General features: G+C 59.1%; 17 protein-coding genes. 9 read left to right on the top strand and 8 right to left on the bottom strand.

Annotated features, from left to right (window positions below; all coding sequences use genetic code 11):
- The first annotated feature begins 14 nt into the window (after window positions 1-14).
- From VGL70_24305 to VGL70_24315, 3 genes are read left to right on the top strand one after another with little or no spacing between them, the layout of a single operon-like run.
- The gene (locus VGL70_24305) at window positions 15-2,363 is read left to right on the top strand and encodes a GAF domain-containing protein (protein HEY3306656.1); all 2,349 of its coding nucleotides are present in this window, start codon (window positions 15-17) and stop codon (window positions 2,361-2,363) included.
- Window positions 2,332-2,772 carry a response regulator gene (locus VGL70_24310; protein ID HEY3306657.1) on the top strand — a complete coding sequence of 147 codons (441 nt, stop codon included), beginning with the start codon at window positions 2,332-2,334 and terminating at the stop codon, window positions 2,770-2,772. Before VGL70_24305 ends, VGL70_24310 begins: the two co-directional genes overlap by 32 nt.
- Before the next feature lie 12 nt (window positions 2,773-2,784).
- Window positions 2,785-4,515 carry an ATP-binding protein gene (locus VGL70_24315; protein ID HEY3306658.1) on the top strand — a complete coding sequence of 577 codons (1,731 nt, stop codon included), beginning with the start codon at window positions 2,785-2,787 and terminating at the stop codon, window positions 4,513-4,515.
- Window positions 4,516-4,557: 42 nt separating this feature from the next.
- Here the strand turns inward: VGL70_24315 and VGL70_24320 are convergent, their stop codons facing one another.
- From VGL70_24320 to VGL70_24335, 4 genes are read right to left on the bottom strand one after another with little or no spacing between them, the layout of a single operon-like run.
- Complete coding sequence (locus VGL70_24320) at window positions 4,558-6,108, bottom strand: acyl-CoA carboxylase subunit beta (GenBank protein ID HEY3306659.1); 1,551 nt, start codon at window positions 6,106-6,108, stop codon at window positions 4,558-4,560.
- A 14-nt stretch (window positions 6,109-6,122) separates the two neighbouring features.
- Window positions 6,123-7,268: a sodium ion-translocating decarboxylase subunit beta gene (locus VGL70_24325; protein ID HEY3306660.1), complete on the bottom strand. Its 1,146-nt coding sequence runs from the start codon at window positions 7,266-7,268 to the stop codon at window positions 6,123-6,125.
- Between the two features lie 10 nt (window positions 7,269-7,278).
- A complete protein-coding gene (locus tag VGL70_24330) occupies window positions 7,279-7,425 on the bottom strand; it encodes an OadG-related small transporter subunit (GenBank protein HEY3306661.1) in 147 nt (48 codons plus the stop codon).
- Between the two features lie 10 nt (window positions 7,426-7,435).
- Complete coding sequence (locus VGL70_24335) at window positions 7,436-7,651, bottom strand: biotin/lipoyl-containing protein (protein HEY3306662.1); 216 nt, start codon at window positions 7,649-7,651, stop codon at window positions 7,436-7,438.
- A 209-nt stretch (window positions 7,652-7,860) separates the two neighbouring features.
- On the opposite strand from VGL70_24335, the gene VGL70_24340 reads away from it, so the two are divergent.
- Both VGL70_24340 and plsY read left to right on the top strand, forming a co-directional pair.
- On the top strand, window positions 7,861-8,952 hold the full coding sequence (locus VGL70_24340) for a cupin domain-containing protein (protein HEY3306663.1): 1,092 nt from the start codon (window positions 7,861-7,863) through the stop codon (window positions 8,950-8,952).
- Window positions 8,953-9,059: 107 nt separating this feature from the next.
- The gene (plsY, locus tag VGL70_24345; GenBank protein ID HEY3306664.1) at window positions 9,060-9,638 is read left to right on the top strand and encodes a glycerol-3-phosphate 1-O-acyltransferase PlsY; all 579 of its coding nucleotides are present in this window, start codon (window positions 9,060-9,062) and stop codon (window positions 9,636-9,638) included.
- Between the two features lie 24 nt (window positions 9,639-9,662).
- On the opposite strand, the gene VGL70_24350 is transcribed toward plsY, so the two are convergent.
- On the bottom strand, window positions 9,663-10,007 hold the full coding sequence (locus VGL70_24350) for a glycine zipper domain-containing protein (GenBank protein HEY3306665.1): 345 nt from the start codon (window positions 10,005-10,007) through the stop codon (window positions 9,663-9,665).
- A gap of 200 nt (window positions 10,008-10,207) precedes the next feature.
- On the opposite strand from VGL70_24350, the gene VGL70_24355 reads away from it, so the two are divergent.
- The 3 genes from VGL70_24355 to VGL70_24365 are packed head-to-tail and all read left to right on the top strand — an operon-like array spanning window position 10,208 to window position 11,956.
- Window positions 10,208-11,308, top strand: coding sequence for an Mrp/NBP35 family ATP-binding protein (locus VGL70_24355; protein ID HEY3306666.1), 1,101 nt, complete (start codon window positions 10,208-10,210; stop codon window positions 11,306-11,308).
- A 7-nt stretch (window positions 11,309-11,315) separates the two neighbouring features.
- Window positions 11,316-11,642, top strand: a complete 327-nt coding sequence (locus VGL70_24360) for a DUF971 domain-containing protein (GenBank protein ID HEY3306667.1) — start codon at window positions 11,316-11,318, stop codon at window positions 11,640-11,642.
- Window positions 11,643-11,653: 11 nt separating this feature from the next.
- Window positions 11,654-11,956, top strand: coding sequence for an iron-sulfur cluster assembly protein (locus VGL70_24365; GenBank protein ID HEY3306668.1), 303 nt, complete (start codon window positions 11,654-11,656; stop codon window positions 11,954-11,956).
- A 13-nt stretch (window positions 11,957-11,969) separates the two neighbouring features.
- Here VGL70_24365 and VGL70_24370 read toward each other — a convergent pair whose 3' ends face one another.
- Both VGL70_24370 and VGL70_24375 read right to left on the bottom strand, forming a co-directional pair.
- Window positions 11,970-12,173 (bottom strand): hypothetical protein, encoded by a 204-nt coding sequence (locus VGL70_24370; protein HEY3306669.1) that lies wholly within the window; start codon window positions 12,171-12,173, stop codon window positions 11,970-11,972.
- On the bottom strand, window positions 12,170-12,664 hold the full coding sequence (locus VGL70_24375) for a hypothetical protein (protein ID HEY3306670.1): 495 nt from the start codon (window positions 12,662-12,664) through the stop codon (window positions 12,170-12,172). The genes VGL70_24370 and VGL70_24375 overlap by 4 nt, the downstream gene beginning before the upstream one ends.
- Window positions 12,665-12,753: 89 nt before the next feature.
- Between VGL70_24375 and VGL70_24380 the strand changes: the two genes are divergently transcribed.
- The gene (locus tag VGL70_24380) at window positions 12,754-12,894 is read left to right on the top strand and encodes a hypothetical protein (GenBank protein ID HEY3306671.1); all 141 of its coding nucleotides are present in this window, start codon (window positions 12,754-12,756) and stop codon (window positions 12,892-12,894) included.
- 49 nt (window positions 12,895-12,943) lie between these two features.
- Here VGL70_24380 and VGL70_24385 read toward each other — a convergent pair whose 3' ends face one another.
- Entirely contained in the window at window positions 12,944-13,627 is a 684-nt protein-coding gene (locus VGL70_24385) for a hypothetical protein (GenBank protein HEY3306672.1), read from the bottom strand.
- Between the last annotated feature and the right edge of the window lie 289 nt (window positions 13,628-13,916).

Genomic DNA, 13,916 nt, shown 5'->3' on the forward strand with positions numbered 1-13,916 from the left:
GACGGCGTGTATCTGTGGATGCGCCGCGCGTCGATCATGCGTCCGCAATTGAAATGTTCTCGCTTGCCAAATTAACCGGCCGTTTAGGATCCCTCCTTTCCTCGGGAGGAGCCGGGGATTTCATCGGCGGCATCGTCGCGCGGCGCTTCAGCCAGACTTCCTCCGCGCGGATCAAGCTCATTCTCGAGGTCGCGGGCGACGGCATTTTCGGACTCGACGTCGACGGGAAAATAACCTTCGCCAATCACGCGGCCGCGAGAATGCTCGGCGCGAAGCGCGACGACATCATCGGCCGGCCGATGCGCCAGGTCGTGGACCATCTGAAGGCCGACGGCAGCCCGTTTCCCGGCGGCGCGTCGCCGATCGTCGCGGCCGCAAGCGAGGGTACTTCCTGCGTGTCGTCGGATGAAATCTTCCGCCGCAACGACGGCGCGAGCCTGGTCGTGGATTACGTGAGCAACCCGATCTTCGAGCGCGGGAAGTTGACCGGCGCGGTCGTGGCCTTCACCGACGTGACCCAGCGCAAGCGCTCGGAAGAGGCCCTGCAATCGCACTACAAGGAACTGGCGATTCTCCATGAAATAGGCCAGATGATTTTCGCCTCCAGGGATCTGAAAGCGGTTCTAGGGAACATCCTCGAGCGGGCCCTCTCTCTCGTTTCCCTCGACCTGGGAAATATCCGCCTGTTCGAACCCGGCGTCCGGATGCAAACCGGCGCGTATCGCGGCTACCGCGACCCTGAACAAATCGGCAAGAACACCCACATGAACGGCGGAGACAGCGCCGGATTTATCCGCGGCGTGGCGGCCTCCGGGACCAGCTTGGTGCTGGAGGATATTTCGACGGTAGAAGGCCTCAGAACATTCAAGAACGAAGGCGTTCGTTCGGCGATCATCGTGCCGATCACGACGGCGGAAGAAACGCTCGGCATCATCGAGGTCGGCAGCCGCGCGAGCCGCAGGTTCCTGCCCGACGAGCTTCGCCTCCTGGATACCATCGGCAATCAAATCGGCATCGCCGTGCAAAAATCCCGGCTCTTCGAGGAGACGGCGCGTCGGGCGGAAGAACAGGCGGCGCTGAATACGATCGCCGCGGCGACGAGCCAGTCCCGGCGCCTGGACGAGACGCTTGGGATCGCCCTGGACAAGGTTCTGGAGGTTACGGGGAGAGAGCAAGCCTACATACGACTGATGGATCCCGTCACGGGAAATCTTACGCTCGCCGCCCATCGGGGAATTTCGCAGCAGTTCGTCGAAGACTTGACGCATCGCCGCACCCCGGGAGGTAAAAGCGACCGGGTCTTCGAGTCGGGCGAACCGCTGGTCATCAACGATCCGGAGAGCGCCTCGCTCAGAGATCAGACCCGGCGCGAGGGAAGCCGCGCTTTCGTGTGGGTGCCGCTCAAGGTGCGGGGCCGAGCGGTGGGCATCATGAACGTCGCGACGGTTCGTCCGATTCCGTTCCAGCCGCGGGAAGTGGAGCTTTTAAAGGCGATCGGGCACGTGATCGGCGTCGCGCTGGAGAACTCAATCCTGTTTCAAGAGACCGAACGGCGCAACCGGGAAATCAAAATCGCCAAGGAGAAGCTCGAGAAAGTCAACAGCGCTCTGACCGTTCAGGCGGCCGAGCTGGCGCGGTCCAACAGCGAGCTGCAGCACTTCGCCTATATCGCGTCCCACGATCTGCAAGAGCCGCTGCGCATGGTGGCGAGCTACGTGCAACTGCTGGCGCGGCGCTACAAGGACAAACTCGATCAGGACGCCAACGAATTCATCGGCTTCGCCGTCGACGGCGCCACCCGCATGCAGGCGTTGATCAACGCTCTGCTGACCTATTCGCGCGTCGGGACCCAGGCGAAGAGGTTCGAGCCGACCGACTGCGAAGCGGTGTTGGACGATACGCTCGCGGGCTTGAAAACCGCCGTCGAAGAAAGTGGGGCGGTCATCACGCGAGATCCCCTCCCGACCGTGATCGGGGATGCGACCCAGTTGGGCCAGTTGTTCCAGAACCTGATCGGCAACGGCGTCAAGTTTCACGGTGCCGAGCCGCCGCGGATTCATATTTCGAGCAGGAGAACCGACAACGGGTGGGTCTTCTCGTTCAAAGATCGCGGCATCGGCTTCGATTCCCGATACGCTGAGCGCATCTTCGTCATGTTTCAGCGTCTGCATGCAAAAGGGGAATATCCGGGCACCGGCATCGGCCTTGCCGTGTGCAAAAAAATAGTCGAGCGCCACGGCGGCGAGATCTGGGTGGAGTCCCGGCCGGGAGAGGGAGCGACCTTTTACTTTTCGATTCCAACGAACCGTCCCGAAGAGGAGGACAACGCACATGCATTCAGCGAGCACGAACGGATCGGCTAGGATTTTGTTGGTGGAAGACAACCCGGGAGACGTCCGGCTGACGCGCGAAGCCCTGAAGGAAGGCAAGATACTGAACGACCTCTCGGTCGTCGGCGATGGGGTCGAGGCCCTGGCCTTTCTCCGGCGCGAAGGCCGGTATGCCGAGGCCGAAAGGCCGGATCTGATCCTGCTCGACCTGAACCTGCCGAAGAAGGACGGCCGGGAGGTGTTGGAGGAGATCAAAAGCGACGGCGATCTCAAGAAGATTCCGGTCGTCGTGCTCACGACCTCGGCGGCGGAGCGGGACATTCTCAACGCCTACGACCTGCACGCCAACTGTTACATCACCAAGCCGGTCGATCTCGGACAGTTCATCAAGGTCGTGCAATTGATCGAGGATTTTTGGCTCATGATCGTGAAGCTGCCGTAACGAAAAGAGTCCATGAGCCTATTGCCGATCAAAGTTTTGGTGGTCGAGGATAACCCGGGAGACGCCCGCCTCTTGCGCGAAGCGCTGGCGGAGATGGCCCGGACCCGGTTCGACTGGACCCATGTCGATCGGCTGGCGGAAGCGCTCCGGCGGCTCGAAGAGGAGCGCTTCGATATCATCTTGCTCGATCTCTCGCTGCCGGACGCGCAGGGGCTCGATGCGGTCGTGTGGGCGCACGGGCAGGTCCCCCATCTGCCGATCGTGGTCTTGACCGGACTCGAGAACGAAGAGCTGGCGGTGGAGGCGCTGCGCCAGGGCGCTCAGGATTACCTGGTCAAAGGGAAGGTGGACGGCAATCTTTTGTCGCGTTCGATACGCTACGCCATCGAAAGAAAACGGGCCGAAGAGCAAATTCAAGAGAGTCTCCGCCGTCTCCGGGCGCTGAGAGAGATCGAACGGGCCACCACCTCGACGCTCGATCTCCACCGGGTGCTGGATGTTTTGCTGCAAAAAATCGATCTCCTTCTGCCTTACGCCGCGACCACCGTCAGGCTGTTCAATACGGCGACCGGCCTGCTGGAACCGATCGCCTGCCGCAACCTTTCAGAAAATGAATGGAAGTCGGAGCCGGGACGGCGCGGCCGCGGCATTCCCAACGTCGTTTTCGAAAACAAGGCGCCCTGGACGGTGCGCGATCTGCAAGTCGAGCCGCGCGTGCGCGACCCGGAATTTTTCCGCCGGCATGGATTGGTCTCTTACCTGGGACTCCCGCTGATCGCCAAAGACGAGGTCCTGGGAGTGCTTTCGTTCTACACCAAACAGGAGCATTCGTTCGGCGACGAAGAGGTCGAGTTTCTTTCCACGCTCGCCGATCAGGCGGCGATCGCGATTCAGAATTCCCAGCTCTACGAAGAGATCCGGGCGTCGCGCGACGCGCTCGAGCGGGCCAATCAGGTCAAAGAGGAATTTTTGAGCGTCATGTCGCACGAGCTGAGGACGCCTCTGAACGCGATCCTGGGCTATACCGAGATGGTCAAAGAAGGATTGCAGGGCGAGATCAATCCCGAGCAGGAGAGATCCTTGGAAAAAGTGGTCCGGCGCACCCGGGAGCTGCTCACCATGATCAACGGCATCCTGCAAGTCACTTCGATGAAAGCGCCGGCGATCAAAGCCGAGAGACGGGAATTCGATCTCGCGAGCTTCCTCGACGAGGTCAGGTCGGGGTACGAGTTTCCCTCGGACAAGGAAATCCGCTTTCATTGGGATTACGGGGATCTGCCGGTGATCGAGAGCGACCCGGAGAAGCTCAAACATATCCTCCAGAACCTCATCAACAACGCCGTCAAGTTTACCGACAAGGGAGAGGTGACCGTATCGGTGCGGGTTCAAGAAGGCGACAGGCGAGAGGCAACAGGCAAAAACAAAGATGGAGAAGGACCGCTTTGGCCTCACGCCTTTGTGGAGTTTACGGTGACGGATACGGGGATCGGAATTTCCGAGGAGATGTTGCCGGTGATCTTCGAGAAGTTCCGCCAGGTGGACGGCTCGGAGACCCGAACCTACGGCGGCGTAGGTCTCGGCCTCTATATCGTGAAGCAGTTCACCGAGCAGCTCGGCGGCAAGATCGAGGTCGAAAGCGCGCCCGGCAGCGGCTCGAGGTTTATCGTGACCATACCGAGCATCTCCCGAAGATCAGTAAGCAGTAAAAAGAACTCAATAAGCGGCAACCCGTTGATCGGCTGATATCCGCTTTCTTATCTGCTTACTGCCGACCGGCGTACCGGTTTACACCGGCATCACGTCGTGTTTTTTTCTCGGCCGCTCTTCTTTCTTCGAGCGTAAAATTTCTAGGGATTGGATCAGGCGCCGCCGGGTTTCGGCCGGCCGCATCACGGCGTGAGCGAACTGCTTCGCCAGCGCCTCGAATGGACCGCTGAATCGCTCGCCGTACTCCGCCAGCTTTTCGCGCCGCGTCTTTTCCGGGTCGGGCGACTGCTCGATCTCTTTCTTGTAAAGGACGTTTACCGCTCCGCCGCCGCCCATCACCGCCAGCTCCACTCCGGGCCAGACGAGCAACTGGTCGGCGCCCATCTCGCGCGTGCACATCGCCTGCTTCGCGCCGCCGTAGCCTTTGCGCAGCACGACGGTGATCTTGGGCACGGTTGCCTCGGCATAGGCGTAGAGCAGCTTCGCGCCGTGGCGGATGATGCCTTTCTCTTCCTGCTGTTTGCCGGGGAAAAAGCCCGGCACATCCATCAGCGTGACGACGGGAATGTTGAACGCGTCGCAGAAGCGGATGAAGCGCGCGCCTTTGTCCGAGGCGTCCACGTCGAGGCTGCCGGCCAAAAACATCGGCTGGTTGGCGACGAAGCCGACCGGATGGCCGTCGAGACGGCCCAAGCCGATCACGAGATTGCGCGCGAACTTCCCCTTGAGCTCGAGAAAGTTGCCGTCATCGACAATCGCTTTGATGACCTGAAGGATGTTGTAAGCCCGCCGCATGTCATCGGGGACGATTTTTTCCAGCGTGTCGAGGGCGCGCGCCGGGTCGTCCGTGGTTTCCTTGCGCGGCGGGGCCGATTCAAAGTTCAACGGCAAGAAACCGAGCAGCCGCCGGATCAGCGCGAGGCATTCTTCGTCGTTCTTGGCGACGAGATCCGTCACGCCGGAAACTTCGGAATGAATCTTCGCCCCGCCCAACTCCTCCATCGTGACGATCTCGCCGAGAACCTCCTTGATCACCGCCGGTCCGGTGATGAACATCTGGCTCGTGTTCTGGACCATGAGGACAAAATCGGTCAGCGCCGGAGAGTAGGAGCCGACGCCGATGCACGGGCCCATGATCGCGGAGATCTGCGGGATCGAGCCGGATGAGATGCTGTTCTCGAAGAAAATTTTTCCGATCGACGCGGTGACGGAAAGCCCTTCTTGAATGCGCGCGCCGGCCGAGTCGTTGAGGCCGATCACCGGCACGCCGAGCTTCCGAGCCGTCTGGATCGCATAGGCGATTTTTTCCGCATGGGCGCTGCCGACGGAGCCGGCGAGGATCGCTCGGTCCTGGGAATAAACGTAGACCGACCGCCCGTCCACTTTGCCGAAACCCATGACGACGCCGTCGGATGGAGTCTTTTTCTCCGCCATGCCGAAGTCCGCGCATGGCGTCTCCGCCAGCATGAATTCTTCGACGAAGCTCTCCGGGTCCAGAAGCTTGTCGATGCGCTCGCGGGCGGTCAGCTTCCCCTCCGCGTGTTGCTTGGCGGCGGCTTTGGGATCGGCGTCGCGCGCCTTCTGCTCCAAAGCGGCGAGCTTCTTTTCTAGTTCCTCTTTGGTTGGCATAGCGTAAAAAGTTTCTATCCCCCTACGATGCCCATGCCTTGGAGCACGGAGAGCATGACCGCCGCTGCGATCACGGAGCCGATCTGTCCGCCCGCGTTGGCGCTCATGGCGTGCATGAGGAGATAGTTTTTCTTGTTGTATTTTTGCCCTTCCACCTGCACGACGCGGGCCGACATCGGGAACGCCGAGATGCCGGCGGCGCCGATCAATGGATTGATCTTGCCGCCGGAAAGGACGCACATGAGCTTTCCAAAGAGCACGCCGACGGCGGTGTCCAGACTGATGGCGACAAAACCGAGGGCCAGGACCAGAAGAGTCTGAGCGCGCAGGAATTTATCGGCCTCCATCGTCGCGCCGATGCACAGTCCCAAAAGCAGCGTAACGATATTGGCGATCTCGTTTTCCGCGGCGTGTTTCAGCCGCTCGACGACGCCGCTTTCCTTCATCAGGTTTCCCAGCATAACGGTGCCGATCAACGGCGTGCCTTTGGGGGCGAGCAGCGAAGCGAAAATCGTCACGACGATCGGGAAGAGGATCTTGGTCGTTTTCGACACCGGTTGCTTGACGACGCCCATGACGATCTTGCGTTCCTTGTCGGTCGTGAGCGCGCGCATGATCGGCGGCTGAATTAACGGCACCAACGACATGTAAGAATAGGCCGCCACGGAAACCGCGCCGAGCATATGCGGCGCGAACTTCGAACTCACATAAATGGCCGTCGGCCCGTCGCAGGCGCCGATGATCGCGACGGCGACGGCGTCGAGCTTGTCGAATCCAAGGGCAAGGGCGAGGAGTAAAGTGAGAAAAATCCCGAACTGCCCGGCCGCGCCGAGCAGGATGATCTTGGGATTCTCCAGAAGCGGCTGGAAGTCCGTCATGGCGCCGATGCCGACGAAGATCAGCAGAGGGAAAACTTCGGTCAGCACTCCGGCGTCGTAAAAGAAGCGGAGGAATCCTTCCTTCCCCATCATGTCGGCGAGCGGTATGTTGACCAGGATGGCGCCGAAACCGATGGGAACCAGAAGGAGCGGCTCGTAGCCTTTTTTGATGCCGAGATAGAGGAGCAGCAGAGCAATCAGGACCATGACGACATGGCCCAGACCGAGATTGGCGACGCCAAGGAAGAGGCCTTGCAGGCCGGAAAGAAGCGCGGATTCCATTTGCAATCAATTAACCTTTCTTGGCAGTCGAATCTTCGGGTTGATAGGGGAAGATTTTTTTAAGCAAAAGGATGAGCAGACTTAAAATCCACAACACCAGCATGGTCCCGGCCATGCCGATCAGCGCCAAGGTCCAACCGAACGTCCACGTGTCCATAAAAACTAATTTATTCGATGACGGCGAGATCTTGCTCGGCTTCAACGGCTTGGCCGGGGGATACCTTGATTTCCTTCACCGTACCGGCCGCCGGCGCCACCACCGGGATCTCCATCTTCATCGCTTCGAGAACGACGACCACCTCGTCCTCTTCGACGCGCTCGCCGACTTTTTTTTCGATCTTGAGAACCTTGCCCACCATGGGCGCGGTGACGGATGTCGCCAAGTTTCGCCTCCTTAAAAAATAGTTTCGAGTTTCAAGTTTTGGAGTTTCGAGATTTTAAACCCGAGACTCGAAACCCGAAACAAGAAACGGATTTTTAGATGCCATTTAGTAGAGTTTCTCGCCCGTTGTCAATATGAGCCGGTTTTGTTCGGTTGATTTTAGCGGGCTTATGCTATAAGAGCGGATACAAGAAACCGGAGGTAAACTCGATGGCGAAGGCCGCAGCTCAGGTTGAAAACGTGATGGACAACATCCCCTATTACGACAAATGGCAGCAGGGAGAAGGTATCCCCATCAGCAAAACTTTTTTTGCCCAGGATTTGAGGAAGGTCCCGGTAGCGCACTGGGAAAGAATTGGAGGAGAGGGCGCGTTCATCAACATGGAAGGGGCGGAAGGCGCGACCGGCGCTTACGTCTGCGAGATTCCCGCGGGAAAAAGCCTGAAGCCGCAGCGGCAAATCTACGAAGAGATGATTTACGTTCTCAAGGGCCGCGGCGCGACGGCGATCTGGAACGACAAAGGCGCGAAGCAAACCTTCGAGTGGCAGGAGGGCAGCCTCTTCGCCTTGCCGCTGAACGCCTGGCACCAGCATTTCAACGGACAGGGAAACGAAACGGCGCGATTTTTCTCCGTCAACAGCATGCCGATCGTTTTCAACCTGTTCCACAACGCGGACTTTATCTTCAACGTGCCCTACGACTTCACCGACCGCTTCGACGGCGAGCCGGAATACTTCAGCGGCAAGGGGAAAGCCCATCCCGGCCGCATCTGGGACACCAACTTCATCGCCGACGCGCGTAACTTTAAACTGGAAGAGTGGAAGGAGCGCGGCGGCGGCGGGACCAACGTCATGCTCGAGATGGCCAACGGCTCGATGGCCGCCCACATCTCGGAATTCCCGATCGGCACCTACAAGAAAGCCCACCGCCACGGTCCGGGCTTCAACGTCATCATCATCAAGGGAAAAGGTTTCTCGCTTTTCTGGCGCCAAGGCGAGCCGATTAAGCGCTATGATTGGCAGGACGGCAGCGTTTTCACGCCACCGCCGATGATGTGGCACCAGCACTTCAACACCGGAGCCACTCCGGCGCGCTATCTTCCGCCGCGCCTCGGCGGAATCAAATATAGCCTCGGCGAACAGTTCGGCGACGTCACCAAAGTCGATAAGGACGTCAAAGCCGGCGGCAACCAGATCGAATATTACGACGAGGACCCGTCGATCCGGAAGATGTTCGAAGAAGAGTTGGCGAAGTCCGGCACCACGTCGCGGATGAATCCGGATTTTTACAAGAAAAAGTAAGCGCGAAACATTTTCACGTTCCCAAAAAACGTGATCCCGTCATTTTCCTTCCGGCTGAACCTTTTCGGTCCGCCCGTTCGGCCCTTCCATAGATACGGGCTCAATTGATGGCCGCTCTAATCGTCGCGTTCGCCTATCTCCTGGGTTCCGTGCCGACGGGTTTCTTGCTGGGATATCTCGCCGGCGTCGATGTGCGGATCTCCGGCAGTGGCAACGTCGGCGCCACGAACGTCGCCCGGGTCGCGGGCAAATGGCTCGGGCTTCTAACCTTATTGGGCGATACGGCCAAAGGCTTCGTGCCGGTTTTTATTGCGCTGCAAATGGGATTCGACGCGGCGGTCGCCGGCTGGGCGGCGCTCGCCGCTTTCCTGGGTCATCTCTATCCGGTTTTTCTGAAATTTCGTGGCGGAAAGGGCGTGGCGACGGCTTTGGGAGCCTTGCTGGCCGTCGCTCCTGCGGCCATCGGAGTCCTGGCGCCGGTATTTTTGCTCGTTCTGCTGGCGACTCGAATCGTTTCGCTGGCTTCTATAGTCGCGGCTGGGACAGCGCCGGTGGCGATCTGGCTTCTGGGCTACCCGGATCCGTTGATAGGCATAACCCTGCTTATGGCGCTCTGGATCCTGTGGCGCCATCGCGACAACATTCAGCGCCTGCGCGCCGGCGCCGAGCCGAGATTCAGTCTCTAGTCGGTGAGGGTTTTGCCCGGACAGCTAATACTCGCGCTGCTGTTGCTGCTGTTTCTGTCTCTCTTGCTCTCTTTTGAGGCGTTCCGTCTCGGCCCGGTTCTGGTCGATCTGGCGTTGCTGCTCCGCCTGTTTTTGTTCCTGGCCCTGCATTTGGTCGCCGATCAGAGCGCCCGCGGCCGTGCCGAGCACTGCGCCGACCGCCGCTCCGGTTCCCGGCGCGCCTACGGTGCTTCCAATGATGCCTCCTGCGGCGGCGCCGCCGACGGCCCCGATGACCGCGCCCTTTTCCCGGGTTGTCATGGGTGCAGAGCAGCCGAGGGTTCCGGCCAAAAGGAAAATCACTGCAATAGCGCACAACTTGTGTTTCATGGTTCCTCCTTACGCGCGCTTGACTGATGGAATTGGGCAATAATACCAAACCGAAATGGCGTGTTCAAGTTTTTTCGCCGGATTATCTCGTCATCGATCGCCGAGCCGGACGAAACGCAATCGTCACACTCATGGAATGCGTCTATTGACTTCGCCGACGGCCGAAGTCTAAAGTTAAATTTGGGCGAGACGAAGGGAGAATGATGGAAACAATCAGCAAAGAAACCGTGCTCGACGCGCTTAAGAAAGTCCAGGACCCCGAGCTCCATCGCGACATCGTAAGCCTCGGCATGGTGAAAAACCTCGACGTGGCCGACGGAAAAGTCAAATTCACCGTCGAGCTCACGACCCCGGCCTGCCCGCTGAGAGAGACAATCGACGCCGATTGCAAGAAAGCGCTGGCGGCGGTGGGGATCCAGGACCTGGAAATCTCCTTCGGCGCCCAGGTGCGCGGCAGTAAGTCGGGCGCGGGGCAGACCGATCTGTTGCCGACGGTGAAGAACGTTGTTCTGGTGGCGGCGGGAAAAGGCGGCGTGGGAAAGTCCACCGTCGCGGCAAACCTCGCCGTCGCGCTGAAGAAGCACGGCGCCACCGTGGGTCTGCTCGACGCGGACATCTACGGCCCCTCCGTGCCGATCATCATGGGCGTTAAGGACCATCCCGAGCAGATTCCCGTCAACGGCGGCTTCAAGCTCAAGCCCCCTCTCGCGCACGGCCTGCCGGTGATGTCGATCGGATTTTTTCTCGAGCGCGATCAGGCGGTGATCTGGCGCGGTCCGATGCTGGGAAAGGCACTGCAGCAATTGATGGCCGACGTCCTATGGGGCGCGCTCGATTATCTCATCGTCGATATGCCCCCCGGAACCGGCGACGTGCAGATCACGTTCTCCCAGCAGCTCAAAGTCAGCGCCGCGCTGCTGGTGGCGACGCCTCAGGAGGTTGCGCTCGCCGACGTGATCCGGGCCAAGTCGATGTTCGATAAGGTCATGATTCCCATCGTCGGCATCGTCGAGAACATGAGCTATTTTATCTGCGACGGCTGCGGCAAGAAGCACGAGATCTTTTCCCGCGGCGGGGCCGAGCGCGCGGCGGGGCGGTTCAACATCCCGTTCTTGGGGGAGATCCCGATCACGCCGACGCTGCGCGAGGGAGGCGACATGGGCGTGCCGATTCTGATACAGGAGCCGAACTCCGAGGTCAGCAAGATCTTCATGGACATCGCCGCCAAGCTGGCGGGCCAGCTCTCCGTGGTCTCGGAGGCCGCCCGGAAGGCGCAAGCGCTGAAGATCGTCACAACCTGAGGACATCATGGCAGCGCAATCTCCCGTCGAGATCAACCACATCAAAGCCAAAGGCGTGGTGCGCATCACCTGGGACGACGGCCACGTCGGGGAATACGGCCAGGATTATCTCCGCGGATTTTGCCCTTGCGCCGGCTGCCAGGGGCACGGCGGCGAATTGAAATTCAATCCTTCTCCCGACGCCGTCCTCGCGGAGATCAGCGCGGTCGGGAATTACGCGATCATGTTTCACTGGCAGGACGGACACGACACCGGCATCTATACGTACCAATTTCTAAGAGCCCTCTGCCCGTGCGCCGAGTGCAAGAGCCAGGCGGGAGAGGCGGAAAGATAGGGAGTATTTTTATGGCGACGAAAGAAGAAGTCTACGAAATTTTGCAGCAGTGCTACGACCCGGAAATTCCCGTCAACATCGTCGATCTCGGCCTCATTTATGACGTTCAGATTGAAGGAACTAAAGTCAACGTCAAGATGACCTTGACCGCGCCGGGATGCGGCATGGGCGGCATGATCGCCGGCCAGGCGCGCCAGAAAATTTTAGACAATATCGACGGCGTCGAGGAAGCGACCGTCGATCTCGTCTGGGACCCGCCCTGGGAACCGAGCAGGATGAGCGAAGAAGCCAAGCAGAAGCTGGGGATCGGGTGAGAAGGATCGTCGGTTATGCTGGATCGGATTCGTGAATCTCCTGGTTGCCTTCATATAGCGCAAGTTCTTCGTGCAGCCGCGCAATCATCTTCCGAATCCCCGCTTTGGTGAATCCTTTAGCGCCCAGGGGGTGGCTCTGCTGTAAGAGGCGGAGTCTGTCCTCTAAAAGGTGCAACTCCTCCTGGGCCTTTCCGTATTGCTCGGTGTTGGTAATCATAATGGCACCTCCACGAGTCCCTTACGACGGCTATCCAGTTCACGCGTTAGACTAAAAAACGCCACCCACTCCTCCCAATCAGTCTCATCTTCGGCAGCAAAGATTTCCTCCGGGCGACGCGTCAACAACATCTCTTCCAATTCTAGCGCAGGCGGATATTCGTGCTCAAGCTGCTGCGTGAAATCCTTCGGGAGCAGAATAACCGCGTCAACATCGTGCGGTTCTTCTATCGTCGTAACGAAGCTGCCATCTACGAGCAAGCGCTTGGCTCCCACTTGCCGTCCCAAATCAATCCAGCGACGCAGATGCAGTGCCAATCGACGACGGTGACGACTCGAAGAGCCAAAGCGAAAAATCACGTCGGCCTCTGAGCATAGGTGCACGCCTTCCGGCAAGTAGCCGTCCGGCCGAAACGGTGGAATAGGAAAGGTAAACGGCCCCTGTGCCATGGAAGATGGCTGATTATCGCAGAGACCGGAGGAAATTTCCATTGAACAATGGCCGCGGCTTTTCTCGTTGTTTACTACACGCAAATGTCAGTTTGCGTTCTCTCAGGACACAATCCAAACGGTTCTCTTAAGTGATCGCCGGCCAGGCGCGTCAGAAAATTTTAGACAACATCGACGGCGTCGAGGAAGCGACCGTCGATCTCGTCTGGGACCCGCCCTGGGACCCGAGCAAGATGAGCGAAGAAGCCAAACAGAAGCTCGGGATCGGGTAACCGCTCTCCAGCCGTCTTTACGAAGCCTGGATCATTTCGGATTTTTTCTTTACTTCCTACCGATGCGGTGAAGCATCCGCTTGAAGGCCACTCGCGCCCGCGTGAGAGGAGTGACGCTGCCGCCTTCGAGCCGAATTCTGAGCTCGACGTAGAACTTGGATAGTGATTTCAAAGTCAGCTTGAAAAGCTCGTTCGACCCGGTTGTATCGCCGCGGCAGATATGATGGTGGCAGCCGATCGCAACGGCTTGAACCGGCACGAGCAACTGGATTTTCGAAAGCCCATCCAAATCCAAGCCTCTCTCCGACGACTCGATCTTCATCGCCGCCGCGCGCACGTCGTGCTTGTCCCGCGTATACTCTTCGTAGCGCATGGTGATGAGCTTTTTCCAGTCTCGCAGATGGTTGCCTTCGATCCCGAGCTTCCTTAAGGAGTCCACGTGCGCTTTGGAGACTGCTTTGCTCAAACCGACAAGGTAGTCCTTAAACTCTTTACTAACCCGGAGATCGGGCGCTTCGACCAGAAGCATAATCAGCACGATCGATGCCACGACCAGCTCGTTGAAAATCCTGTCATGCTCGGTCTGGCTCAACCGCTCGAAGTTCGCCAAGCGACGGAATTCTTTGTCGCAAAAGAGCTCGTATGCGGCGCCCGCCGCGGCCTCAGCCAGGCCCGCGGCGGTTGCCTCTGCCATCTGGCCGAGCGACTCAAATTCCGGCAAATCTTTTTTCATCGGGTTAGCAATCCGCCTCGCGTCGGGCAACTCTCTTCTTCCGGCCGCTTCGGATTGCTACGGCGTTGGGAGTTTTTGTCTTCAGCCGTTAGCCACGGGAAAAGGGGGCAAGAAGCGCGCCGGCTATCGCGCCGAGGAACAAACCGAGGATGTCCGGGTGGCCCCAGGCGGTTGCCCGCCCGAGGCTCCCACAGACCCGTACGTGCATTTTTGATGCATACGGTTCCTCGGATCATGGTCTCGCTGCGCGAGAATCGCGCACCCTATGCCGAGCAAACTTCGACTGTTT

It is taken from the genome of Candidatus Binatia bacterium (genome assembly GCA_036504975.1).
GTDB lineage: Bacteria > Desulfobacterota > Binatia > UBA9968 > UBA9968 > JAJPJQ01.